We start from the raw sequence: 24,882 nt of genomic DNA, 5'->3' as shown, positions 1-24,882 counted from the left end.
GTGCATCGCCTGCCTGGCCACCCGAAGGAGTGAACATCGGCGGGGAGTTGGCGAGCAAGTCCCGGTGGGGCGGGTGCGCGGCCCGTGCGGAGCGCCGGTTGGACGTCTCAGGAAGGCTTTGGCAGGATGCGCCGCCACACCCCGCCGGAGGTGATCATTCCGGACAAATTCCGGCGCGCCGCCCGCCGCTGCGGCACGTGCCTTGCCTCCTTCGCCGCTCCCCCTGGCCTCCGCGCGGGCCTCGTGCAGACTGGCCGGATGCGTATCGAACTCGCCACCGAGCCCGGCGACCCCGCTCGCCCCAACGAGGACTACGCCTCGGTCGCGCTTCCCGCGTCCGGACAGGGCGGATCGCTCGTCCTGCTGGACGGCGTGACGCCACCCGAGGGGACGGTGGGCTGTCCGCATTCCGTCCACTGGTTCACCGCGCGGCTCGGCGGCGCGCTGGGCGAACTGTCCGTTTCACAGCGAGATATGACGCTCACTGAGGTTCTGGCGACCGCCATTTCGCGTACGGCCGACGCCCACAGTTCGACCTGTGACCTTTCTCACCCTCGTACGCCTCAGGCAACGGTGGTGCTCGTGCGGTGGGACGAGGAGCGGGTCGAGCATCTGGTCCTTTCCGACTCGGCGCTCCTCGTCGCGGGCCGTGGTGGCGAGGTGACCGCGATCCTCGACCGCCGCCTGGCCGAACTGCCGCCCGCCGTGGGAGCCCTGCGCGACCAGGTGCGCGCCCTGCCGCGCGGCTCGGCCGAGCGGGATGTGGCCGCCCGCGCCTACGGGGCGGCGGTCGAGGCGCTGCGCAACGCGGAGGACGGCTTCTTCACGGCCGCCGCCGATCCATCGGCCGCGCTGCGCGCCGTCACGGGCGAGCTGGCGCGGGAGGACGTGACGGCGGTGGCGGCTCTCACCGACGGGGCCGGACGCTGGGTCGAGACGTTCGGCGAGGGCGACTGGGCCGACTGCCTGGCGCTGCTGCGCAAGCAGGGGCCGCAGCACCTGCTCGACCGGGTCAGGGAGTTGGAGCTGGCGGACCCGGACCGCCTCGCGTTCCCGCGCGGGAAGCGGCATGACGACGCGGCGGCCGTGTACGTGGAGTTGTGAGGCCGGGCGCCCCGCGAGACAGCCGCGGCCGACCGGCACGCGCACCCCTCAGGCGTCCGCGCTCTCGTTCAGGCGGCCGAGCAGGCGGGCCAGTTCGGCGACCTCCGAGCGGTCCCAGCTCGCGAGCCTGCGCACGTACTGGGCGCGGCGCGCGGCGCGCACCGTGCGGAAGCGGGTGCGGCCGTCCGGGGTGAGCCGGATGAGCCAGGCGCGGCCGTCGGCCGGGTCGGGCTCGCGGGCGACCAGGCCGAGCTCCTCCAGCGCCCGCAGCTGGCGGCTTATCGTGGCCTTGCCGACGCCGATGTACGCCGCGAGTTCCGTGGCCCGCCGCGGTCCCGAGTCGTCCAGGCAGACGAGCAGCCCGTACGCCGCGGGCTCCAGTTCGGGGTGGACCTGCCGCGCCATCTCGCCCGACGACGCCCGCGCGCGGCGCATCAGCAGGGACAACTCCCGTTCCAGGGAGAGGAACTCACGGTCCTCCCCCTGCTCCGCGTCGCTCTGCGCGCCGCGCTCCACGCCCTCTTCTGCAGCACCCATGTCCCGCTTTCCCGATTCTGAAAGTTGTCGCCGGAAGACCCTCGCGCCGCGGCCGTGGCGACAGCGGCCTGACCAGTATTTCGCAAGGCCGCGACCGGTCCTTGCCGGTGCCGCCGCCACAGGAGTGGACCAACGGCAGAAGTGTGTCCCCCTTCCCCGGCGGCGGTCTACGTGCGTAGCTTTCAAGTGACATGTTCACACCAGAACCAATCAGGAGCATGTCGACAGGTCCCCACCGAGCACTACTGAGGCCTTCGGAGGCACGCCCATGCCCGTGCACAGACCCGGAACGGCCCGCCGCTCGCGCTTGTCGCCGGCGGGGGTTCTCCTCGCAGCCCTCTCCGCTCTCTCCCTCCTCCTGACGCTCCCCACGGCGGCCACGGCGGACGACGACATCCCCCGGCGCGGCACCGCCCGCCTCGGCCAGGGCGTCATCGAACACGACGGCCAGGGCGGTCTGCCCAGCGGCGGTGACGCCGTGCAGACCGAGGGCGTCGACGTCAGCAGCCACCAGGGCAACGTCGCCTGGTCGACGCTGTGGAACAGCGGAGTGAAGTGGGCCTACGTCAAGGCCACCGAGAGCACGTCCTACAAGAACCCCTACTTCTCCCAGCAGTACACCGGTTCGTACAACGTGGGCATGATCCGCGGTTCGTACCACTTCGCGACGCCCGACACCTCGAGCGGCGCCACCCAGGCCAACTACTTCGCGAGCAACGGCGGCGGCTGGTCGCGGGACGGCAGGACGCTGCCGGGCGCACTGGACATCGAGTGGAACCCGTACGGGACGGCCTGCTTCGGCCTGTCCCAGTCGGGGATGGTCAGCTGGATCCGCGACTTCCTGACCACGTACAAGGCGCGCACCGGGCGCGACGCCGTCATCTACACCGCCACCAGCTGGTGGAAGCAGTGCACGGGCAACTACAGCGGCTTCGGGGCCAGCAACCCGCTGTGGATCGCCCGCTACGACACCGGGCCCGGTGAGCTCCCGGCCGGCTGGGGCTTCCAGACCATGTGGCAGTACACCTCGTCCGGGCCGACGGTCGGCGACCACGACAAGTTCAACGGCGCCTACGACAGGGTGCAGGCGCTCGCCAACGGCTGAGTGCGCGGAATGGCGGCCGCCCCGGTGCCGGGGTGGCCGCCATTCCGCTGTCCGCTACGCCGCGGCCGGGACCCGCACCTCGGCCTCGGTGAGCGCCAGTTCGAGCACCTGGCGGACGTCCGTGACCGCGTGCACGTCGAGCTTCTGAAGGACCTCGGCCGGGACGTCGTCGAGGTCCGCCTCGTTCCGCTTGGGGATGATCACCGTGGTGATCCCGGCGCGGTGCGCGGCCAGCAGCTTCTGCTTGACGCCGCCGATCGGCAGGACCCGGCCGGTCAACGAGACCTCGCCGGTCATCGCCACGTCCGTCCGGACGAGCCGCCCGCTGAGCAGTGAGGCGAGGGCGGTCGTCAGCGTGACGCCCGCGCTCGGCCCGTCCTTGGGCACCGCGCCGGCCGGGAAGTGGACGTGCACGCCCCGCTCCTTCAGGTCGGCGACGGGCAGTTCCAGTTCGGCGCCGTGGGAGCGCAGGAAGCTCAGCGCGATCTGCGCCGACTCCTTCATGACGTCACCGAGCTGGCCGGTGAGCGTGAGCCCCGAGGCCCCGGTCTCCGGGTCGGCGAGCGAGGCCTCCACGAAGAGCACGTCGCCGCCCGCGCCGGTGACCGCGAGCCCGGTGGCCACGCCCGGCACCGCCGTGCGCCGCTCGGCCGGGTCCTGCGCCGACTCGGGCACGTGCCGCGGTCGTCCGATCAGCTCCCGCAGATCGGCGTCCGTGACGGTGAACGGCAGCTCCTTCTCGCCCAGTTCGTGCTGCGCGGCGACCTTGCGGAGCAGCCGGGCCACGGAGCGCTCCAGGTTGCGTACGCCCGCTTCGCGCGTGTACTCGCCTGCGAGCTTGCGCAGCGCGCTCTCGTCCAGCGTCACCTCGTCCTTCTCCAGGCCCGCCCGCTCCAGCTGGCGCGGGAGCAGGTGGTCGCGGGCGATGACGACCTTCTCGTCCTCGGTGTAACCGTCCAGCCTGACCAGCTCCATGCGGTCGAGCAGGGGCTCGGGGATGGCTTCGAGGACGTTCGCCGTCGCGAGGAAGACGACGTCGCTGAGGTCGAGTTCGACCTCCAGGTAGTGGTCGCGGAAGGTGTGGTTCTGCGCCGGGTCGAGGACTTCGAGGAGGGCGGCGGCCGGGTCGCCCCGGAAGTCCGAGCCCACCTTGTCGATCTCGTCGAGGAGCACGACCGGGTTCATGGACCCGGCCTCCTTGACGGCCCGCACGATCCGGCCGGGCAGGGCCCCCACGTACGTACGCCGGTGGCCGCGGATCTCTGCCTCGTCGCGTACGCCGCCGAGCGCGACCCGCACGAACTTGCGGCCCATGGCGTGCGCGACGGACTCGCCCAGCGAGGTCTTGCCGACGCCGGGCGGGCCGACCAGGGCGAGGACCGCGCCGCCACGACGGCCCCCGACGACGCCGAGGCCGCGCTCGGAGCGGCGCTTGCGCACCGCGAGGTACTCGGTGATGCGCTCCTTGACGTCCTGCAGCCCGGAGTGCTCGGCGTCGAGGATCCGCTGGGCGCCCTTGATGTCGTACTGGTCCTCGGTGCGTTCGTTCCAGGGCAGTTCGAGGACGGTGTCCAGCCAGGTGCGGATCCAGGAGCCCTCGGGCGACTGGTCGCTGGCGCGCTCCAGCTTGTCGACTTCCTTGAGGGCGGCCTCGCGCACCTTCTCGGGGAGGTCGGCGGCCTCGACGCGGGCGCGGTAGTCGTCGGACTCCTCGGCCGAGTCCTTGCTGTCGCCGTTCAGCTCGCGCAGCTCCTTGCGGACGGCGTCGAGCTGGCGCCGCAGCAGGAACTCGCGCTGCTGCTTGTCCACGCCCTCCTGGACGTCCTTGGCGATGGACTCGGCGACGTCCTGCTCGGCGAGGTGCTCACGCAGCTGCTCGGTGGCGAGCCTGAGGCGGGCGACCGCGTCGTCGGTCTCCAGGAGCTCGATCTTCTGCTGGGTGGTCAGGAACGGTGAGTAGCCGGAGTTGTCGGCGAGCGCGGAGACGTCGTCGATCTGCGTGACGCGGTCGACGACCTGCCAGGCGCCGCGCTTCTTCAGCCAGCTGGTGGCGAGCGCCTTGTACTCCTTGACGAGCTCGGTGACGGCCCCGGGCAGGGGCTCGGGCACGACGTCGTCGATCTTCAGCCCCTCGACCCAGAGGGCCGCGCCGGGGCCGGTCGTCCCCGCGCCGATCCGCACGCGGTCGCGGCCGCGGATGAGGGCGCCGGGGTCGCCGTCGGAGAGCCGCCCGACCTGCTCGACGGTGCCGAGGACGCCGGTCGCGGCGTACGTCCCGTCGATGCGCGGAACAAGGAGCACCTTCGGCTTGCTGTCGCCCTCGGAGCGGGCGGCGGCCTGCGCGGCCTCCACCGCGGCCCGCACGTCCGCGTCGGACAGATCGAAGGGCACGACCATGCCGGGCAGGACGACCTCGTCGTCGAGCGGCAGCACGGGCAGAGTGAGCGACGTGGACGTGGTGGACTCAGTAGCCATGATCTCCCCTTCGGCATTCAAGTTGAGCTATACCGACTCAATGGTTATGAGCGCCTGGATGTTCCCCCGGCTTGTTCGCTGTGAGCGATCACCCGGAATCGGCCACTGACACGGAATGCGCGGCGAGGGGCGGCGAGGGCCCATTTCCGGTCACGCGGCCCGGGGATGGCCGCCGGACGGCGTTCCCCTGCGGCCGTTCCGTTGGGACCGTGGACACTCCGACTCTCACGGAGGGCATCCATGGTGGACACACCCGGGACCGGCGACCACGGCCTGCAGGACACGGCCGGTCAGCTCGCCGATTACGCGCTGGGGCACCTCTTCTCGGCGGCGCTGCGCACGGCGGCGCGCTGCCGGATCGCCGACCGGCTCGCGGCAGGCCCGCGCACTGCGGGGCAGCTGGCCGAACTCACCGACACGCATGCCGGACATCTGCGCCGGGTCCTGCGCTACCTCGCCACGCGCGACATCTTCCGCGAGGACGGGACGGGTGCGTTCCACCTCACCCCGCTCGCCGACGCCCTGCGCACGGACGTGCCGAATTCCCTGCACGCGGCGGTCCTGATGCTGACCGATCCGGCGTTCCAGCAGACCTCGGCGGGTCTGGAGGAGACGGTGCGTCAGGCAGGACCGTCCTTCGAGCGCCTCTTCGGGAAGCCGTTCTTCGACCACCTGGCCGACGACCCGGCGCTGCGGGACCTCTTCGACAGCGGCATGGCGTCGCTGTCGGGTCCGTTCGACGCGGTGGTCGCCGGGACGTACCCCTTCCCTGACAAGGGCATCGTGGTGGACGTCGGCGGCGGGCGCGGCGGGCTGCTCCGCACGGTCCTGCGCGGGCGCCCCGGCCTGACGGGCGTCCTGTTCGACCAGCCGGCCGCGGTGACCACGCACATGCTGGCCGGGGACGACGCGGTCCGGGGCAGGTGGCGTGCCGAGTCGGGGGACTTCTTCACGCAGGTCCCCGAGGGCGGCGACATCTACGTCCTCAAGCACGTCCTGCACGACTGGCCCGACGACGCCTGTCTGCGGATCCTGCGCAACTGCCGCGCGGCGATGGCGCCGGACGCCCGTCTCCTGATCGTCGACTGCGTCCTGCCCGCCGGCAACGCGCCCCACCTCGGCAAGACCCTGGACGTGGCGATGGCGGCGATCGTGGACGGCCAGGAGCGCACGGAGGACGAGTTCTCGGCGCTGCTCACGGTGGCGGGGCTGCGGCTGACGCGGATCCTGCCGACCGAGATGTTCGCGTCGATCGTGGAGGCGGAGGCGGCGTAGCGCGGCGCGGTGCGGTGTGGCTCGGTCGGCGCGGTGCGGCTCGGCGCCGTGTGGCCGGGCTCCGGCTTCACCGTGCCCTGTGCGGTCCGGCTTCCGCGCGTTGCGGGCGTTGTGGGCGGCGGCGGTCCTGGCCCGTGGCCGCCGCGCCACGCACCGGCCCGGCCGGCTGCCGCCCTCGCCTGAGCAGCGGCCAGGTGGAGACGCCGATCAGGAGCGCGAGCAGATGGCCCCAGTTCGTCATGGGGTCGGCGAACTCGATCAGGTCCTCGACCAGCATCCACCCGAATCCGGCGAGGACGGCCCAGCGCGGCCACGGCGAGAGGAGCCCCGCGAGCGCGCCGACGCTGGCGGCCACGCCGAAGCTGATGCCGTAGTCGAGGCGGTGCAGCGAGCTGCCCGGCAGCTGCCCCGCGAGGACCGAGAAGGCGACCGGGACCTCGGTCACGAGCGTGGCGACGACATGGCCGAGGAGGAAGACCCCGGCGGCGCGGATGCCGCCGATGCGGCGCTCCAGCGCGGTGAGGACGAGCAGGAACCCGATCGCGTACGGGGAGGTGACGCCGCCCGCGATCCACAGCGCGCTGGCGACCAGGACGAGGGCGGGGCTGTGCGCGAGGTGCGCGACATCGGTGCTCGAACCCTGGAGCAGCGAGTAGACGAGGTCGGGGTCGGCGTGCTGCATCACCATCGAGGTGACGGCGAGCACGAGGGCGTACCCGAAGGTGAAGGGCGTACCGGTGGGGGTGGGCAGCAGCCGCCACACCTTGGGCAGGGCGCGGATGCGAGCGAGGCCCGGCGCGGCGAGGGGGCCGGAGACGGGGCCGGTACGGGTGGCGGTACGGGCGGCGGTCCCGGCCGACGGGGGCTCGCATCGGCGGGTGGACTGCTGCGGTATCCCGTCGAGGGTGCGGGGCACCTCGGTGGTCTCGGTGGCAGGGGTGCCGGACGGCTCCGCGCCGGGCGTCGCCGGGCCCGGCGTTCTCGCGTCGGGCGCGGCCCCGGCGGGCTGCACTCTCTGGTTCACGGGTGAGGCGCTCCTTCCGTCCCACCCCACCCTTTGCCCTCCTTTCCGGCGTTGTCTATGACAGGTACTACGTGAGGTACGTCTCACAGGCAACCCGCGCGGCGCGTCCTGCGTCGCGCGGAACCCACCGGAAACCGGGCCCGCCGTGGAAATACGCTGACGCCATGCACACCCACACCACCGCCCCCGTCGTCCTCGACCGGCGCGAGGGTCCGTTCGGCGAGGTCGTCCTGCGGCGCCACGGTGAGCTGCTGCAGATCATCGCCAACGGCTGCTTCCTGATGGACACCTCCGACGGCCGCTCCGAGCGGCTGCTCGTCGACGCGGCCCGCGACGCCCTCGACGACCGCCCCGGACCCAGCGTCCTGATCGGCGGGCTCGGCGTCGGGTTCTCCCTCGCGCACGCCGCCGCTGACCCCCGCTGGGGACGCATCGCCGTCGTCGAGCGCGAGCGGGCGATCATCGACTGGCACCGCGGCGGACCGCTCGCCGGGCTCTCCGCGGCAGCGCTCGCCGACCGTCGTTCGCAGATTCTTCACACCGACCTCGTCACCTACCTCTCGGAGGCCACGGAGACGTATGACGCGCTCTGCCTGGACATCGACAACGGCCCCGACTGGACGGTGACGGAGGGCAACAACTCCCTTTACTCGCCAGCCGGTCTGACGGCGTGCAAAGCACGTCTCAACCCCGGCGGAGTGCTCGCCGTGTGGTCCGCCCAACCCTCGTCCGCTTTCGACGACGCTCTACGGAATGCCGGATTCCAGAGGGTACGGACGGAAGAGATCCCCGTTGCCCGAGGCGTCCCGGACGTGGTCCATCTCGGCGTCAGGGCTGCGTAGCCGAGGTGCCTTCGCGACCCGTACTCTGCTGACCGAACACAAGCGATCAGTGTCAGGGGCGGGCGATGGAGCAGACACACACCTCCCACAACGGCGCCGCGGCGGCGACACCCGGCTCCCAGCGCCGGGTGCTGGTGGTCGAGGACGACCCGACGATCGTCGACGCCATCGCCGCACGGCTGCGTGCCGAGGGTTTTGTTGTGCAAACGGCGGTCGACGGCCCTTCGGCGGTCGACACCGCCCAGGCATGGCAGCCCGACCTGCTGATCCTCGACATCATGCTGCCGGGCTTCGACGGCCTGGAGGTGTGCCGGCGCGTGCAGGCCCAGCGGCCCGTCCCGGTGCTCATGCTCACCGCGCGTGACGACGAGACGGACATGCTGGTCGGGCTCGGGGTCGGCGCGGACGACTACATGACCAAGCCGTTCTCCATGCGGGAGCTCGCGGCCCGGGTGCACGTCCTGCTGCGCCGGGTCGAGCGGGCCGCGCTCGCCGCGACCACGCCCCGCAGCGGCATCCTGCGCCTGGGCGAACTGGAGATCGACCACGCCCAGCGGCGTGTGCGGGTGCGCAGCGAGGACGTCCACCTGACGCCCACCGAGTTCGACCTCCTCGTCTGCCTGGCCAACACCCCGCGCGCCGTCCTCTCCCGCGAGCAGCTGCTCGCGGAGGTGTGGGACTGGGCCGACGCGTCGGGCACCCGTACCGTCGACAGCCACATCAAGGCGCTGCGCCGGAAGATCGGGGCGGAGCGGATCCGTACCGTGCACGGCGTCGGGTACGCGCTGGAGACCCCCACCCCGTGAGGCAGGTCGCGCGATGAGCGGACCCTTCCAGGGACTGCGGCCCTTCTCCATCAAGACCAAGCTCGGCGCCCTCGTGGTCGTCTCGGTGTTCATCACCACGGGTCTGCTCCTCGTGGCCATGAAGACGGAGACCGAGCTGCGCTTCATCACCGTCTTCTCGGTGATCGCCACCCTGCTCATCACGCAGTTCGTGGCGCACAGCCTCACCGCGCCGCTGGACGAGATGAACGCGGTGGCCCGCGCCGTCTCGCACGGCGACTACACGCGCCGGGCGCGCGGTGCCGACCGGCGCGACGAGCTGGGCGACGTGGCCTCCACGATCAACGCCATGGCCGACGACCTGGAGGCGCAGGACACCCAGCGCAAGGAGCTCGTCGCCAACGTCTCGCACGAGCTGCGCACGCCCATCGCGGGCCTGCGCGCGGTCCTGGAGAACGTCGTGGACGGCGTCTCGGCCGCCGACCCCGAGACGATGCGTACGGCCCTGAAGCAGACCGAGCGCCTGGGGCGGCTCGTGGAGACGCTGCTCGACCTGTCCCGTCTGGACAACGGCGTCGTGCCGCTCAAGGCGCGCCGCTTCGAGGTGTGGCCCTACCTTTCGGGCGTCCTGAAGGAGGCCAACATGGTGGCCTCCGCGCGCGCGGGCATCGCTTCGGGCTCCGGCAGCCACACCCGTACGGACGTCCATCTGCACCTCGACGTGTCGCCCCCGGAGCTGACGGCGCACGCGGACGTGGAGCGGCTCCACCAAGTGGTGGCGAACCTCATCGACAACGCGGTCAAGCACAGCCCGCCGCACGGGCGCGTGACGGTACGGGCCCGGCGCGGCCCCTACCCCGAGTCCCTGGAGCTCGAGGTGCTCGACGAGGGCCCCGGCATCCCGGAGTCGGAGTGGCACCGCGTCTTCGAGCGCTTCAACCGCGGCGGCCACGCGGGCGCCCAGGCCAAGGGCTCCGGCAACGACGGCGGCACGGGGCTCGGCCTCGCCATCGCGCGGTGGGCGGTGGATCTGCACGGCGGTCACATCGGGGTGGCCGAATCCTCTCGCGGTTGCCGGATCCAGGTCACTCTTCCGGGCCTGCCCGAAGCGTGAAGTTGACGTAGGGTTCGAAGCGGAAGCGATGAACCGGGCTGCTCAAGGGCGCCCGGGGGCCGCCGCCGCGCGTAGACGTCCGACCGACGTACCCGCGCGGCCATCTGGCGTTGCGGAACCTCGCTTGTTTCCCGCCAATTACCGCGCCGAAACCATTGCTCCGGTGTGACTTACGCGACGGATGCCCGGCCCGGTCTGCACCTCACGCCCTGGGAGGCGTAGCCTTTATTTCCGCTGTCCATCACCTTGTGAAGCGGAAGAGGGCGGTTACCGCCGTGTCGTCACAGTCCCCCAGTAGCTCGAGCATCTCGACCGACCAAGACGGGCAGGGCAAGGACCCTGCCGCTGCCTTCGGTCCCAACGAGTGGCTCGTCGACGAGATCTATCAGCAGTACCTCCAGGACCCGAACTCGGTCGACCGAGCCTGGTGGGACTTCTTCGCCGACTACAAGCCAGGGGCGGGCGCCTCCGCAGCCGCCCCGGCGAAGCCGGCGGGTGACGCGGCCGCGGGGGCCGCGGACACCAGTGCTCCCGCCGCGCCCGCCGCCCCGGCGAAGCCCGCGGCCCAGGCCGCGCCCGCCACCGCGGCTCCGGCAGCTCCCGCGAAGCCCGCGGCAGCCGCTCCGGCCCCCGCGGCAGCCAAGCCCGCGGCGACCAAGCCCGCGGCCGAGAAGCCCGCCGCCAAGGCGGAGCCCGCGACCGAGGCCCCGTCCGGGCCCGAGTACGTGACGCTGCGCGGCCCGAGCGCCGCCGTCGCCAAGAACATGAACGCCTCGATCGAGGTCCCGACGGCGACGTCGGTCCGCGCGGTCCCGGTGAAGCTGCTCTTCGACAACCGCATCGTCATCAACAACCACCTCAAGCGCGCCCGCGGCGGGAAGATCTCCTTCACGCACCTCATCGGGTACGCGATGGTGCAGGCCATCAAGGCCATGCCCTCGATGAACTACTCCTTCGTCGAGAAGGACGGCAAGCCCACCCTGGTCAAGCCGGAGCACATCAACTTCGGCCTCGCCATCGACCTGGTGAAGCCCAACGGCGACCGCCAGCTCGTCGTCGCGGGCATCAAGAAGGCCGAGACCCTGAACTTCTTCGAGTTCTGGCAGGCCTACGAGGACATCGTCCGCCGCGCCCGCGAGGGCAAGCTGGGCATGGACGACTTCACCGGCGTGACGGTCTCCCTGACCAACCCCGGCGGCCTCGGCACCGTCCACTCGGTCCCGCGTCTGATGCCCGGACAGTCGGTCATCATGGGCGTCGGCTCCATGGACTACCCCGCGGAGTTCCAGGGCACCTCCCAGGACACCCTGAACAAGCTCGGCATCTCCAAGGTCATGACGCTCACGTCGACCTACGACCACCGGGTCATCCAGGGCGCCGCCTCCGGCGAGTTCCTGCGGATCGTCGCGAACCTCCTCCTCGGTGAGAACGAGTTCTACGACGAGATCTTCAAGGCGCTGCGCATCCCCTACGAGCCGGTCCGCTGGCTCAAGGACATCGACGCCTCGCACGACGACGACGTCACGAAGGCCGCCCGCGTCTTCGAGCTGATCCACTCCTACCGCGTCCGCGGCCACGTCATGGCCGACACGGACCCGCTGGAGTACAAGCAGCGCAAGCACCCCGACCTGGACATCACCGAGCACGGCCTCACCCTGTGGGACCTGGAGCGGGAGTTCGCGGTCGGCGGCTTCGCCGGCAAGTCGATGATGAAGCTGCGCGACGTCCTCGGCGTGCTTCGCGACTCGTACTGCCGCACCACCGGCGTCGAGTTCATGCACATCCAGGACCCGAAGCAGCGCAAGTGGCTCCAGGACCGCATCGAGCGGACCCACGCCACCAAGCCCGAGCGCGAGGAGCAGCTGCGCATCCTGCGCCGGCTGAACTCCGCGGAGGCCTTCGAGACCTTCCTGCAGACGAAGTACGTCGGCCAGAAGCGCTTCTCCCTGGAGGGCGGCGAGTCCGTCATCCCGCTGCTCGACGCCGTGCTCGACAGCGCCGCCGAGTCGCGCCTGGACGAGGTCGTCATCGGCATGGCCCACCGCGGCCGCCTGAACGTCCTCGCCAACATCGTCGGCAAGTCGTACGCCCAGATCTTCCGCGAGTTCGAGGGCAACATGGACCCCAAGTCCATGCACGGCTCCGGCGACGTGAAGTACCACCTGGGCGCCGAGGGCACCTTCACCGGCCTGGACGGCGAGCAGATCAAGGTCTCGCTGGCCGCGAACCCGTCCCACCTGGAGACGGTCGACCCGGTCATCGAGGGCATCGTCCGCGCCAAGCAGGACATCATCAACAAGGGCGGCACGGACTTCACGGTCCTGCCCGTCGCCCTGCACGGTGACGCGGCCTTCGCGGGCCAGGGTGTGGTCGCCGAGACGCTCAACATGTCGCAGCTGCGCGGCTACCGCACGGGCGGCACGGTCCACATCGTCATCAACAACCAGGTCGGCTTCACCGCCGCCCCGGAGTCCTCGCGCTCCTCCATGTACGCCACCGACGTGGCCCGCATGATCGAGGCGCCGATCTTCCACGTGAACGGCGACGACCCCGAGGCCGTCGTCCGCGTTGCCCGCCTTGCCTTCGAGTTCCGGCAGGCGTTCAACAAGGACGTCGTCATCGACCTCATCTGCTACCGCCGCCGCGGTCACAACGAGTCGGACAACCCGGCGTTCACCCAGCCGCTGATGTACGACCTGATCGACAAGAAGCGCTCGGTGCGCAAGCTCTACACCGAGTCCCTCATCGGTCGCGGCGACATCACCCTGGAAGAGGCCGAGCAGGCGCTGCAGGACTTCCAGGGCCAGCTGGAGAAGGTCTTCACCGAGGTCCGCGAGGCCGTCTCGCAGCCCGCGCAGGCCGACGTGCCCGCGCCGCAGGCCGAGTTCCCGGTGCACGTCGAGACCGCGATCTCCCAGGAGGTCGTCAAGCGGATCGCCGAGTCCCAGGTCAACATCCCCGACCGGGTCACCGTCCACCCGCGTCTGCTGCCGCAGCTGCAGCGCCGCGCGACGATGGTCGAAGAGGGCACGATCGACTGGGGCATGGGCGAGACCCTCGCCATCGGCTCGCTGCTCCTGGAGGGCACCCCGGTCCGCCTGTCGGGCCAGGACTCCCGCCGCGGCACGTTCGGCCAGCGCCACGCGGTCCTCATCGACCGCGCGACGGGCGAGGACTACACGCCGCTGATGTACCTCTCCGAGGACCAGGCGCGCTACAACGTCTACGACTCGCTCCTCTCCGAGTACGCGGTGATGGGCTTCGAGTACGGCTACTCGCTGGCCCGCCCCGAGTCGCTCGTCATGTGGGAAGCGCAGTTCGGTGACTTCGTCAACGGCGCGCAGACGGTGGTGGACGAGTACATCTCCGCCGCCGAGCAGAAGTGGAACCAGCACTCCGGTGTCACCCTGCTCCTGCCGCACGGCTACGAGGGCCAGGGCCCGGACCACTCGTCCGCCCGCATCGAGCGCTTCCTCCAGCTGTGCGCGCAGAACAACATGACGGTCGCGATGCCGACCCTCCCGTCGAACTACTTCCACCTCCTGCGGTGGCAGGTGCACAACCCGCACCACAAGCCGCTGGTGGTCTTCACCCCGAAGTCGATGCTGCGCCTGAAGGCGGCTGCCTCGAAGACGGAGGAGTTCACGACGGGCGGCTTCCGTCCGGTCATCGGTGACAGCCACGTCGACCCGTCGGCGGTCCGCAAGGTCGTCTTCTGCGCGGGCAAGCTGTACTACGACCTGGAGGCCGAGCGGCAGAAGCGCGGCGCCACGGACACGGCCCTCATCCGCATCGAGCGCCTTTACCCGCTGCCGGGTGCGGAGCTCCAGGCGGAGATCGCCAAGTACCCGAACGCCGAGAAATACCTGTGGGCGCAGGAGGAGCCGGCGAACCAGGGCGCATGGCCATTCATCGCCCTCAACCTCATCGACCACCTGGACCTGGCGGTCGGCGCGGACATCCCGCACGGCGAGCGCCTGCGCCGCATCTCGCGGCCGCACGGCTCGTCCCCGGCGGTCGGTTCGGCCAAGCGCCACCAGGCCGAGCAGGAGCAGCTGATCACCGAGGTCTTCGAGGCGTAGTCCCCGACGGTCGTACGCAGGTGGGCCCGGCCCCGAGTTCCATGACTCGGGGCCGGGCCCTCCGGCGTTCCTGGGCCCGCCCGGCGCCGCCTATCCTGAGGTGGAACGATCCGTCCGCATCAGGAGCATGAGTTGTACTTCACCGACCGTGGCATCGAGGAGCTGGAGAAGCGGCGCGGCGAGGAGGAGGTCACCTTCGAGTGGCTCGCCGAGCAGCTCCGCACCTTCGTGGACCTCAACCCCGACTTCGAGGTCCCGGTCGAGCGCCTGGCGACGTGGCTGGCGCGGCTCGACGACGAGGACGAGGACGAGTAGTCCGACGCGTGGTCCACAGTGATGGACTGGGTGTCCGGGTGTCCGGCGTCCGGGTCCCCGGGTCTCCGGTGTCTGGGCCTCCGGGCTTCCGGTGTCTGGGCCTCCGGGCTTCCGGTGTCTGGGCCTCCGGGCTTCCGGTGTCTGGGCCTCCGGGTCTCCGGCGTCCGGGCCTCCGGGCCTCCGGTGTCTGGGCCTCCGGGCCTCCGGGCCTCCGCTGACCTCTCCGTAGGCGTGGTCACGGGGCGGGACGGAGCCTCCTGACCAGCTCGGCCGGCCCCGTCGCTCAGTCCCGGGCCCGCATCCGGTCGTACGCCAGCCCCGCCGCCCCCTGCGCCAGCAGCAGCGCGGCCGCCGCGGTCCACCCGCCACTGTGCCGCCGCAGCGCCCACCCCGCGAGCGGCAGTCCCACCGCGACCTGGGCCGCCGCGACCGTCCGCGCCCTGGGCCCGCGCACCCAGGGGCCGAGCGGGCTCTTCTCGACCGCCCCTAGCTCCGCACGCACCGCGTCCCGCCAGCCGGGCCACTCGACCTGCCGCACTCCCTGTCGGCGCCGCGCGACCTCGCGCAGCCGGTCGGCGGGTTCACCGGGAGCGAGCCCCGGGGGCAGGGTGAGGCCCGTGCGGGTGAGGACGGCGAGGAGTCCGAGCATCCTGGCGCGTGCGTCGGCCGCGGTGTCGGGCCGGGTGAGCGTGTCCAGGGACTGCATGTCCAGTACCGGGTCGAGGCCGAGGCGCGCGGCGAACGTGCGCATCGCCTCGTCCTCCCCGACGGGTGTGCCGTTGGCCAGCCATTCGTATCCGACAGTCCGCCGGAAGCCCGCCGCGAGGGTGTAGCCGGACCGGTCGCCGTCCCACCACAGGGCGAGCACGGGCCAGCCCACGCCGACGGCGAGCGCGGTGGCCCACCCGGTCAGCACCCGGTCGACGGGCTCCTCGCCGTGCAGCCACGGCTTGCCCTCGGGCACCAGCACGCTCCAGCCGGGGCCCGCCTCCGCGAGGAGCATCCGCTCGCGGAGCAGCTGGGCCGCGGGCTCGACGGCGTCGGGCTCGGCCCGGCAGAGCAGCAGTGCGCCGGCGGCCCTGGCGCGCGCGGGAGCGCCGGGGGCGGAAGAGTCGGACGACATGGTTCCACGCTAGGACAGATCGGAGCATTCGGCGCATAGGTGTTGTTCTGGGGCAGGCGGGACGGCGGCGCGGCAGGGCAGCAGCGCGCAGGGCAGCGGGGCAGCGGAGGTTCACTCTTCCGTGTGTCTTGACTCTCCGGATCCGCGATATATCGTGAGTAGCAGAGATTGCGATATGGCGTGTCGTACCGGCCCGCCGAAGCCCGCCAAGGAGGTCAGCTCATGTCGGAGTGGTCCGTCGCCGAGCCCCAGAAGCTCACGTTCGACGCACCCGTGACCGCACTGCACGTGCGCCTCGTCAATGGCGCGGTGAACGTCGTGGGCACGGACGACGACTCCGCCCGCCTGGAGGTCTCCGAGATCGAGGGACCACCCCTGTGCGTGACGGAGGAGGACGGGACCCTCACGGTCGCCTATGAGGATCTGCCCTGGAAGGGGTTCCTCAAGTGGCTGGACCGCAAGGGCTGGCGGCGCAGCGCGGTGGTCTCGCTGGCCGTGCCCGCCGGGGCCCGTGTCGAGGTGGGCGTGGTCGGCGCGGGCGCGGTGATCTCCGGGATCGAGGGGCACACCGCGGTGAAGGGCGTCACCGGCGACACGACCCTGCTCGGCCTCTCCGGCCCGGTCCGCGCGGACACGGTCTCCGGGAGCGTGGAGGCACAGGGTGTCACCGGCGACCTCCGGTACAACTCCGTCTCCGGCAACCTCACCGCGGTCGAGGCCGCGGGCCCCTCCCTCCGGGCCGACTCGGTGAGCGGCTCGATGATCGTGGACCTCGACCCCGCGGACGGCCCGACGAACGTCGCCCTGACCAGCGTCTCGGGCGAGATCGCGATCCGGCTGCCGCATCCGGCGGACGCCGAGGTCGAGGTGGACACGGCGAGCGGATCGGTGTCGAACGCCTTCGAGGATCTGCGGGTGAGCGGCCAGTGGGGCGCCAAGCGCATCGCGGGCCGCCTCGGCGCCGGCCGCGGCCGGCTCAAGGCGACGACCGTGTCCGGGTCCATCGCGCTCCTGCGCAGGCCGCGGAAGGACGAAGATCCATACGACGAGGACGAGGTCCCCCTGGACATCGCCCCGGTGGACTCCTCCCCCACGCCGACGGACAGCCCGAACGACGGCCCGACCGACGGCTCAACCAGCGGCCCGACCGATGGCCCGACCCCCAAGAAGGTGCTCTGACATGCCCCCCGTGTTCGCCCACGGCCGCCTCCGGCTCTACCTGCTCAAGCTGCTCGACGAGGCCCCCCGCCATGGCTACGAGGTGATCCGTCTCCTGGAAGAGCGCTTCCAGGGGCTGTACGCACCGTCGGCAGGCACCGTCTACCCCCGCCTCGCGAAGCTGGAGGCCGAGGGCCTGGTCACCCACACCACCGAGGGCGGCCGGAAGGTCTACGCCATCACCGACGCGGGCCGTGCCGAACTGGCCGACCGCAGCGGCGAGCTGGTCGATCTGGAGCTGGAGATCCGCGAGTCGGTCGCCGAGCTCGCCGCCGAGATCCGCGACGGCGTCCAGGGGGCGGCCGGTGCGCTGCGCCGCGAGATGCGCGCGGCTGCCAAGGAGGCGCGTGCCGCGGGCGGCCCGGAGACCGGTCCCGTGTTCCCCGACCCGGGTGACTTCTTCGACGGGACGCTGGGCGACAAGGAGAGCTGGCGCCAGGCCAAGGAGGAGTTCAAGCGGGCCAAGCAGGAATGGAAGGAGCAGGCCAGGCGGGCGAAGGACGAGAGCCGCCGGGCCCGCGAGGAGGCCCAGCGGGCCCGCCGCCAGGCCAAGGACGCCCAGGACAAGGTCCAGCGCATCGCCAAGCGGGTGCAGGAGCAGGTCCAGGACCACTTCGCGCGCGGAGACTGGCCGACGGGCGTACGAGAGGGCCTGACGGAACTGGCCAAGGAGTTCGGCGACTTCGGCGTGGGCCTGGGCAGGGAGTTCGGCAGGGACTTCGGTGCCGGGGCGGGTGCGGGGACTCGGGGTGCCGCCGCCAAGGAGGCGCCCGCCGGGGCCGGGCCCAAGTTCAGCGCCGCCCGCGAGGACGTCCTGGTGGAGTACAGCCCCGACTGGGCCGGTGAGGACTCCACCGGCGACCCCGGCAGAGACCTCGACCGCCTCCTGGACCGCTTCCGCGACGACATCCGCGACGCGGCCCGCGACCACGGCGTCACGGAGGACCAACTCCGCGAGGCCCGGCGCCACTTGACCCAGGCAGCGGCACACATCGGCGCCACCCTGCGCACGCCGAGCCACTGACACCGACGGCACGCGATGGGTGTGACCCCGACCGGTACGGAGTCACACCCACCGCACCAGGCAGCGCGCCGCAAGCCTGCGCAGGAGGCCCCGCCCGCGAGACCTCGTCCGGTCGCGCCGCGCGGTGGCGATCTGTGCGCGGGCGATCGCGACCCACGGATCGACCTGCGAGCTGCCGCCGCGCTGCGGAAGCTGGTGGAGCAGCTGGAGGCCGTGCAGGTGCGCAGCCCGCGTCTGCGGGTGACGGGCTCAGACCTCCAGGACGATCTTTCCGAACTGCTCGCCGGACGCCAGCCGTTCGAAGCCCTCACGGGCTCGGTCCAGGGGCAGCACCTCGTCGATCACCGGCCGTACCCCCGTGGCCGCGCAGAAGGCCAGCAGGTCCTCCAGCTCGTCCTTGGTGCCCATGGTCGAGCCGACCACCTTCAGTTCGAGGAAGAAGATCCGGGTGAGTTCGGCGTGCGAGGGACGGTCGCCGCTGGTCGCGCCCGAGATGACCAGCGTGCCGCCCGGCTTCAGAGACTTGACCGAATGGGACCAGGTCGCAGCGCCCACCGTCTCGATGACGGCGTCCACCCGCTCCGGGAGCCGCGCGCCCGCCTCGACGGCCTCCACCGCGCCCAGCTCAAGAGCCCTCTTGCGCTTGGCCTCGTCCCGGCTCGTCGCGAAGACCCGCAGGCCGGCCGCCTTGCCGAGCACGATGGCCGCGGTGGCGACTCCGCCGCCCGCGCCCTGCACGAGGACCGAGTCCCCGGGCCGCACCCCGGCGTTGGTGAACAGCATCCGGTACGCGGTCAGCCACGCGGTGGGCAGGCAGGCCGCCTCGGCGAAGGAGAGTTCCTTCGGCTTGGGCAGGACGTTCCAGGTGGGCACGGCGACGCGTTCGGCGAAGGTGCCCTGGTACTTCTCCGTGAGGATGGAGCGGCCCTCGCGAGGGCCGACGCCGTACCCACTCTGTCCGATGACGGAGTGGAGCACCACCTCGTTCCCGTCCTCGTCGACGCCGGCGGCGTCACAGCCGAGGATCATCGGCAACTTGTCCTCGGCCAGGCCGACCCCGCGCAGCGACCACAGGTCGTGGTGGTTGAGGGAAGCGGCCCTGACATTCACGGTCGACCAGCCGGAGCGCGCCTCGGGGGCGGGCCGCTCCCCCAACTCAAGGCCACTGAGCGGCTGGTCACGGTCGATACGAGCAGCGTAGGCAGCGAACATGAGGTGACCCTAGGCGTGCGGGGTGCCCGGACGGAACCTCGTACGGCTGTGACACGCGCCGCGCCCCCTGCCGCACGAGGTGCGCGGCAGGGGGCGCGGTGGATGCCCGGACCCGGTGTCAGCTGCGGGCCACACCCTCGGCACGGGCGGCGGCCGCGACCGCCGCCGTCACGGCCGGGGCGACCCGCTCGTCGAACGGCGAGGGGATCACGTAGTCCGCGGAGAGCTCGTCCCCGACGACGTCCGCGAGGGCGTCGGCCGCGGCGATCTTCATGCCCTCGGTGATCCGGGAGGCGCGCACCTGGAGCGCACCGGCGAAGATGCCGGGGAAGGCCAGGACGTTGTTGATCTGGTTCGGGTAGTCCGAGCGTCCGGTCGCCACCACGGCCGCGTACTTGTGCGCGACGTCGGGGTGGACCTCGGGGTTCGGGTTGGCCATGGCGAACACGAAGGAGTTCGGCGCCATGGAGGCGACGGCCGGCTCGGGGACGGTGCCGCCCGAGACGCCGATGAACACGTCGGCGCCGTTGAGGGCCGCCTCCAGCGAACCGCTGATCCCGGCCTTGTTGGTCAGCTCGGCGAGCTCGCGCTTGACCGGGGTGAGGTCGTCCCGGTCGCGGCTCACGACGCCCTTGCGGTCGGCGACCGCCACGTCGCCGAGCCCCGCCTCAAGGAGGAACTTGGCGATGGCGACCCCGGCCGCGCCCGCGCCGGAGATGACGGCGCGCAGCTCGCCGAGCGTGCGCCCGGTCAGCTTCGCCGCGTTGCGCAGCGCGGCCAGCGTCACGACGGCCGTGCCGTGCTGGTCGTCGTGGAAGACGGGGATGTCCAGGCGCTCCTGCAGCTTGCGCTCGATCTCGAAGCACCGGGGCGCCGAGATGTCCTCCAGGTTGACGCCGCCGAACGACGGGGCGAGGCGCACGACGGTCTCGACGATTTCGTCGGCGTCCGTCGTCGCGAGGGCGATCGGCACCGCGTCCACGCCGCCGAACTGCTTGAAGAGAATGGCCTTGCCCTCCATCACGGGGAGGGAGGCCTCGGCGCCGATGTCGCCGAGACCGAGCACCGCGGTCCCGTCGGTCACCACGGCGACGACATTGGATTTCCACGTGTAGTCGTGGACGAGTTCCGGCCGCTCGGCGATCGCGCTGCACACCTTCGCGACGCCGGGCGTGTAAGCCAGGGACAGGTCGTCCTTGTCGCGGACCGGCACGGTGGCCTGCACGGCCATCTTGCCGCCGCGGTGCAGCGCAAACGCCGGATCGAAGGAATCGACGAGATCGTCGCCTTCGTGATCCGTACTGCTGTCGCTGCGAGGATTGACGATCTCCGCTGCCACTTGTCTGACCCCTTAAGTCTTATTCATCAGTTGAGGGTGTCCACTCCCGGTTGAGAAGTGGGCGGGCACCGCGTCCGTTCCCCGCCTGTCGGCGGAGGGAGGTACGGACACGCGGGCGCGCCGCACACGCGCCCTGGGCCCCGGATGAGGGGTGTAGCCAACCTTTGTACCCGAAGGCGGTGCACACGGGCGAGTGACATTGGTTGCAGCATGCTCCGCGGACGTCCCTCGAGGCCGGGACGAGTGTCACTGGGCCGGGCGGGTGACCTGCGCGACGGCACGCGGTGCCACCGTGGTGCCACCTCCGGCGCGCCCACTCCGCGCCCAAGAGCCCCATGATCAGCCTTTACCGTCCTTTTCCGACATCAGCCCGCCTGCCCGGAAAGGGAGGGCTTTCAGGGGCCGCGATCAGCCAATGTCCGAATTCTCCGAATAGTGCGCTCCAGCGGTCCACATAGCGAGATTCACCGGATATCTCTTGGTTGACGCTGATTCGATACCGCCCCCATACGCCCGCACCGTGCCGGGTTGTTGCGATTCGAAGCCCGCCCGTTATCCGATTTTGACATCTCCGGCACCCAGAATCGGACGGTCCGAATGGCAAGATGCCGTCATCACACGAGGTCGCGACACCCGAAGGTGTGTGCCCGACCCATCGGCAACTCCCTCATCCGCCGGAGGACCCACCATGACCGCACGCTCCATTTGTCGTAGGACCGCAGCCAAGTCCGCAAAGTCACGGATTACGGCGGTCGGTACGCTCGCGGTCGTCGGCACGCTGCTGCTTTCCGGCTGTGGCGACCAGACCAACGACAAGGAGAGCAACTCGGTCAGCAACGCCCCGCTCGCCGACAAGCTCCCCCAGGACATCCGCGACAAGGGTGTCCTCAAGGTCGGGTCCGACATCGCCTACCCGCCGGTCGAATTCAAGGACAAGTCCGGCAACACCGTGGGTATCGACCCCGACCTGGGAGAGGCGCTGGGCAAGCAGCTCGGCGTGAAGGTCGAATTCGAGAACGGCACCTTCGACACCCTCCTCGGCGGCCTGCGCTCCAAGCGCTACCAGATCGCGATGTCGGCCATGACCGACACTAAGAACCGCCAGGAGGGCATCGACGAGGAGACGGGCAAGAAGGTCGGCACCGGCGTCGATTTCGTCGACTACTTCACCGCGGGCGTCTCGATCTACGCCAACAAGGGCGAGGGCCGGTCCATCAAGACCTGGGACGACCTCTGCGGGAAGAAGATCGTCGTCCAGCGCGGCACCGTCTCGCACGACCTGGCCAAGGCCGAGTCGAAGAAGTGCAAGGGCGGCAAGAAGATCGCGATCGAGCAGTTCGACAACGACCAGCAGGCCCAGACCCGGCTGCGCTCCGGCGGCGCCGACGCGGGTTCGTCCGACTTCCCCGTCGCCGCGTACGCGGTGAAGACCTCGGGCGGCGGCAAGGACTTCGAGCTGGTCGGCGAGCAGGTCCAGGCCGCTCCGTACGGCATCGCGGTCGCCAAGAAGAACACCGAGCTGCGGGACGCCGTCAAGGCCGCGCTCGACGCGATCATCAAGAACGGCGAGTACGCAAAGATCATCAAGAAGTGGGGCGTCGAGGACGGCGCGGTCAAGGAAGCCAAGGTCAACGGCGGCAAGTGATCCACCGTCTCCCTCCCTCCCCGTCGCTGAAAGGCCACCTCACGTGACCCCCGACATCTCCAAGAAGGGCCCGGCGGACGACGTCCCCGCGGCCCGCCCGGCGGAGGCCATCAAGGCCATCCCGGTCCGGCACTTCGGCCGCTACATCGCCGCCGTCCTGGCGATCGGCGTGCTCGCCTCGATCGTCTTCGCCTTCGCGCAGGGCGACATCAACTGGGGCGCCATCCCCGACAACTTCTTCGACGAGCGCATCCTCAAGGGCGTCCGCGAGACCCTGATCCTCACCTTCCTGTCGATGCTCATCGGCGTGGTCGGCGGTGTGCTCCTGTCGATCATGCGTCTTTCGAAGAACCCCGTGACCCAGTCGATCGCCTGGTTCTACATCTGGTTCTTCCGCGGTACGCCGGTCCTGGTCCAGCTCTTCGTCTGGTTCAACCTCGGCTTCGTCTTCGACTACATCAACCTCGGTCCGATCTACAAGGACGAGTGGTCGGACTTCATGACGCCGATGCTGACGGCGCTGCTCGGCCTCGGCCTCAACGAGGCCGCGTACATGGCGGAGATCTGCCGCGCCGGCCTGCTCTCGGTCGACGAGGGCCAGACCGAGGCGGCGCAGGCGCTCGGCATGAGCCACAACAAGACGCTGCGCCGCGTCGTGCTGCCGCAGGCGATGCGTGTCGTCGTGCCGCCGACCGGCAATGAGTTCATCAACATGCTGAAGACGACGTCGCTGGTCGCGGCCGTCCAGTACTACGAACTCCTCAAGTACGCCCAGGACATCGGCACCTCGTCGGGCGCGACGGTGGAGACGCTGCTGCTCGCCGCCTGCTGGTACCTCATCATGACGTCGATCCTCAGCATCGGTCAGTTCTACCTGGAGCGGTACTACGCGCGCGGTTCGTCGCGCTCGCTGCCGGCCACGCCCTGGCAGAAGATCAAGGCCAACATGCTGTCCCTCAACAGCCCGCGCGGAGGCACCGCATGACCGCCATGGTGAAGTCCGAAGGCGTCCACAAGTCCTTCGGCAACGTCGAGGTCCTCAAGGGCATCGACCTCGAGGTCAAGTCCGGCGAGGTCTTCTGCCTCATCGGCCCTTCCGGCTCCGGCAAGTCGACGTTCCTGCGCTGCATCAACCACCTGGAGAAGATCAACGCCGGGCGGCTGTACGTCGACGGGAACCTGGTCGGCTACCGCCAGAAGGGCGACAAGCTGTACGAACTCAGGGACCACGAGGTCGCCCTGCAGCGCCGGGATATCGGCATGGTCTTCCAGCGCTTCAACCTCTTCCCGCACATGACGGCGCTGGAGAACGTCATGGAGGCGCCGGTCCAGGTCAAGGGCGTTGCCAAGGCGCAGGCGCGGGAGCGGGCCGCGCAGCTCCTCGAGCGGGTCGGCCTCGGTGACAAGGCGGGCAACTACCCCTCACAGCTCTCCGGCGGCCAGCAGCAGCGGGTGGCGATCGCCCGGGCGCTCGCGATGGACCCGAAGCTGATGCTCTTCGACGAGCCGACGTCGGCGCTCGACCCCGAGCTCGTCGGCGACGTGCTCGACGTGATGCGCGATCTCGCCGAGTCCGGCATGACGATGGTCGTCGTCACCCACGAGATGGGCTTCGCCCGTGAGGTCGGCGACAGCCTCGTCTTCATGGACGAGGGCGTGGTGGTCGAATCCGGCCACCCCCGCGAGGTCCTGACGAACCCGCAGCAGGAACGCACGCAGTCGTTCCTGTCGAAGGTGCTGTAGGAGCGCCCCGTAAGGGGCGCGGGGAACTGCGGCGGGCAACCACGGCGGACCCCCGCGCGAGAACGCACACAAGGGGCGGTACGGATCAGTGATCCGTACCGCCCCTTGTGCTGGCCGGCTACTTGAGACCAAGAACCACCGCGTCCGAGGGCGAGGCCCAGACGGGCCGCGCCTCGGCGAAACCGGCCTCACGAAGGGTGCGGGCATGCCATTCGGCAGAGGGCGTGTCCCCGTCCGCATGCTCCCCGTAGATCTCGAACCGCTTGGCGGTGGGCCCCGCGAGGACCGGATCCTGGGCGGCGAGCTGCCACCACTCCTTCCAGTCCAGGACCCCCTCGGCCTTGACCCGCTCCATCCGCCCGTGGCGATACGCACTCTCGGCGGCGTTCAGCCGCGGCGTCGCCGGATCCGGCATGTGGTCCGCGTTCATGAAGACGCCGCCGTCGCGGACGATCCCGGCGACCTGACCGTAGAGCGCGGCCAGCGGCTCGCTGTAGAGCCAGTGCAGCGCCGTCGCCGTCAGCACGGCGTCGTACGAGTCGTGCGGCAGCGCCGCGGTCCAGTCGGGGTCCTTCAGGTCGGCCGTCACGAACGTGACCCGGTCGTCCCCGGCGAAGGTGCCCTCGGCGATGGTGAGCAGCGCGGGGTCCAGATCGACGCCGACGCTCGTCGCCTCCGGGAACCTCTTGAGGAGCCGGTCCGTAATACTTCCCGTACCGCACGCCAGATCGAGGACGCGCGGCGCGGTGCCGACCACGGCCTCGACCATGTCGAGCATGATCCGGAACCGCTCCTCGCGGTCGGGCAGGTACCACTGCTGCTGCCGGTCCCAGCTGTCCTGCCAGGCACGCCAGTCGGTGCCGGACGCGGCCCCCGCCTCGGTTCCCGTCTCCGTATCCGTCATCAGAACCCCTCCACTC

Annotated in this window: 20 protein-coding genes and 1 pseudogene; 14 read left to right on the top strand and 7 right to left on the bottom strand. The window is 70.8% G+C overall.

All coding sequences use genetic code 11. The annotated features are described in order from the left end of the window. Positions 1-258: 258 nt before the first annotated feature. Entirely contained in the window at positions 259-1,104 is an 846-nt protein-coding gene (locus ACFVYR_RS06955) for a protein phosphatase 2C domain-containing protein (RefSeq protein WP_384249086.1), read from the top strand. Positions 1,105-1,152: 48 nt separating this feature from the next. On the opposite strand, the gene ACFVYR_RS06950 is transcribed toward ACFVYR_RS06955, so the two are convergent. Next, positions 1,153-1,641 (bottom strand): MarR family winged helix-turn-helix transcriptional regulator, encoded by a 489-nt coding sequence (locus tag ACFVYR_RS06950; RefSeq protein ID WP_384249089.1) that lies wholly within the window; start codon positions 1,639-1,641, stop codon positions 1,153-1,155. Positions 1,642-1,909: 268 nt separating this feature from the next. Between ACFVYR_RS06950 and ACFVYR_RS06945 the strand changes: the two genes are divergently transcribed. Then, positions 1,910-2,746 (top strand): lysozyme, encoded by an 837-nt coding sequence (locus tag ACFVYR_RS06945; RefSeq protein ID WP_384249091.1) that lies wholly within the window; start codon positions 1,910-1,912, stop codon positions 2,744-2,746. A gap of 54 nt (positions 2,747-2,800) precedes the next feature. Here the strand turns inward: ACFVYR_RS06945 and lon are convergent, their stop codons facing one another. Further along, positions 2,801-5,221, bottom strand: a complete 2,421-nt coding sequence (gene lon / locus ACFVYR_RS06940) for an endopeptidase La (protein ID WP_384249093.1) — start codon at positions 5,219-5,221, stop codon at positions 2,801-2,803. A gap of 240 nt (positions 5,222-5,461) precedes the next feature. Between lon and ACFVYR_RS06935 the strand changes: the two genes are divergently transcribed. Beyond that, positions 5,462-6,496, top strand: a complete 1,035-nt coding sequence (locus tag ACFVYR_RS06935) for a methyltransferase (RefSeq protein WP_384249096.1) — start codon at positions 5,462-5,464, stop codon at positions 6,494-6,496. A 67-nt stretch (positions 6,497-6,563) separates the two neighbouring features. On the opposite strand, the gene ACFVYR_RS06930 is transcribed toward ACFVYR_RS06935, so the two are convergent. Further along, the gene (locus ACFVYR_RS06930) at positions 6,564-7,520 is read right to left on the bottom strand and encodes a rhomboid-like protein (RefSeq protein WP_384249098.1); all 957 of its coding nucleotides are present in this window, start codon (positions 7,518-7,520) and stop codon (positions 6,564-6,566) included. Between the two features lie 164 nt (positions 7,521-7,684). On the opposite strand from ACFVYR_RS06930, the gene ACFVYR_RS06925 reads away from it, so the two are divergent. The 5 genes from ACFVYR_RS06925 (at position 7,685) to ACFVYR_RS06905 (ending at position 14,658) form a co-directional block, all read left to right on the top strand. Beyond that, positions 7,685-8,362, top strand: a complete 678-nt coding sequence (locus tag ACFVYR_RS06925; protein WP_384249101.1) for a spermidine synthase — start codon at positions 7,685-7,687, stop codon at positions 8,360-8,362. Positions 8,363-8,427: 65 nt separating this feature from the next. Next, positions 8,428-9,168, top strand: coding sequence for a response regulator transcription factor (locus tag ACFVYR_RS06920; protein WP_384249103.1), 741 nt, complete (start codon positions 8,428-8,430; stop codon positions 9,166-9,168). A 13-nt stretch (positions 9,169-9,181) separates the two neighbouring features. Continuing rightward, positions 9,182-10,261: an ATP-binding protein gene (locus ACFVYR_RS06915; RefSeq protein ID WP_384249105.1), complete on the top strand. Its 1,080-nt coding sequence runs from the start codon at positions 9,182-9,184 to the stop codon at positions 10,259-10,261. 275 nt (positions 10,262-10,536) lie between these two features. Continuing rightward, positions 10,537-14,343, top strand: coding sequence for a multifunctional oxoglutarate decarboxylase/oxoglutarate dehydrogenase thiamine pyrophosphate-binding subunit/dihydrolipoyllysine-residue succinyltransferase subunit (locus ACFVYR_RS06910; RefSeq protein ID WP_384249108.1), 3,807 nt, complete (start codon positions 10,537-10,539; stop codon positions 14,341-14,343). A 132-nt stretch (positions 14,344-14,475) separates the two neighbouring features. Further along, a complete protein-coding gene (locus ACFVYR_RS06905) occupies positions 14,476-14,658 on the top strand; it encodes a DUF6104 family protein (protein ID WP_003961784.1) in 183 nt (60 codons plus the stop codon). A gap of 283 nt (positions 14,659-14,941) precedes the next feature. Here the strand turns inward: ACFVYR_RS06905 and ACFVYR_RS06900 are convergent, their stop codons facing one another. Next, positions 14,942-15,781 carry a hypothetical protein gene (locus ACFVYR_RS06900; protein ID WP_384249110.1) on the bottom strand — a complete coding sequence of 280 codons (840 nt, stop codon included), beginning with the start codon at positions 15,779-15,781 and terminating at the stop codon, positions 14,942-14,944. Positions 15,782-16,003: 222 nt separating this feature from the next. Here ACFVYR_RS06900 and ACFVYR_RS06895 point away from each other — a divergent pair, with 222 nt between their 5' ends. From ACFVYR_RS06895 to ACFVYR_RS06885, 3 genes and pseudogenes are all read left to right on the top strand, one after another. Beyond that, the gene (locus ACFVYR_RS06895) at positions 16,004-16,960 is read left to right on the top strand and encodes a DUF4097 domain-containing protein (RefSeq protein WP_384249112.1); all 957 of its coding nucleotides are present in this window, start codon (positions 16,004-16,006) and stop codon (positions 16,958-16,960) included. A gap of 1 nt (position 16,961) precedes the next feature. Beyond that, complete coding sequence (locus tag ACFVYR_RS06890; RefSeq protein WP_384249115.1) at positions 16,962-18,023, top strand: helix-turn-helix transcriptional regulator; 1,062 nt, start codon at positions 16,962-16,964, stop codon at positions 18,021-18,023. A 132-nt stretch (positions 18,024-18,155) separates the two neighbouring features. Beyond that, a pseudogene (locus ACFVYR_RS06885) lies at positions 18,156-18,317 on the top strand (helix-turn-helix domain-containing protein); the annotation flags it as partial. Here the strand turns inward: ACFVYR_RS06885 and ACFVYR_RS06880 are convergent. Together ACFVYR_RS06880 and ACFVYR_RS06875 are read right to left on the bottom strand one after the other, a co-directional pair. After that, a complete protein-coding gene (locus tag ACFVYR_RS06880; protein ID WP_384249117.1) occupies positions 18,273-19,235 on the bottom strand; it encodes a zinc-binding dehydrogenase in 963 nt (320 codons plus the stop codon). The pseudogene ACFVYR_RS06885 and the gene ACFVYR_RS06880 sit on opposite strands and share 45 nt — an antisense overlap. Before the next feature lie 118 nt (positions 19,236-19,353). Next, positions 19,354-20,574 carry an NADP-dependent malic enzyme gene (locus ACFVYR_RS06875; protein WP_384249120.1) on the bottom strand — a complete coding sequence of 407 codons (1,221 nt, stop codon included), beginning with the start codon at positions 20,572-20,574 and terminating at the stop codon, positions 19,354-19,356. A 688-nt stretch (positions 20,575-21,262) separates the two neighbouring features. Between ACFVYR_RS06875 and ACFVYR_RS06870 the strand changes: the two genes are divergently transcribed. From ACFVYR_RS06870 to ACFVYR_RS06860, 3 genes are read left to right on the top strand one after another with little or no spacing between them, the layout of a single operon-like run. Next, entirely contained in the window at positions 21,263-22,219 is a 957-nt protein-coding gene (locus tag ACFVYR_RS06870) for an ABC transporter substrate-binding protein (protein WP_384249122.1), read from the top strand. A gap of 43 nt (positions 22,220-22,262) precedes the next feature. Beyond that, positions 22,263-23,204: an amino acid ABC transporter permease gene (locus ACFVYR_RS06865; RefSeq protein ID WP_384249125.1), complete on the top strand. Its 942-nt coding sequence runs from the start codon at positions 22,263-22,265 to the stop codon at positions 23,202-23,204. Beyond that, positions 23,201-23,962 (top strand): amino acid ABC transporter ATP-binding protein, encoded by a 762-nt coding sequence (locus ACFVYR_RS06860; RefSeq protein ID WP_384249127.1) that lies wholly within the window; start codon positions 23,201-23,203, stop codon positions 23,960-23,962. Before ACFVYR_RS06865 ends, ACFVYR_RS06860 begins: the two co-directional genes overlap by 4 nt. A 118-nt stretch (positions 23,963-24,080) precedes the next feature. Here the strand turns inward: ACFVYR_RS06860 and ACFVYR_RS06855 are convergent, their stop codons facing one another. Continuing rightward, the gene (locus ACFVYR_RS06855; protein WP_384249130.1) at positions 24,081-24,866 is read right to left on the bottom strand and encodes a class I SAM-dependent methyltransferase; all 786 of its coding nucleotides are present in this window, start codon (positions 24,864-24,866) and stop codon (positions 24,081-24,083) included. Positions 24,867-24,882: the final 16 nt, after the last annotated feature.

The sequence above is a fragment of the Streptomyces sp. NPDC058284 genome (genome assembly GCF_042881135.1).
GTDB lineage: Bacteria > Actinomycetota > Actinomycetes > Streptomycetales > Streptomycetaceae > Streptomyces.
The sequence above is the reverse complement of the archived record's forward strand: the minus strand, read 5'-3'. Positions and strand labels throughout refer to the sequence as shown.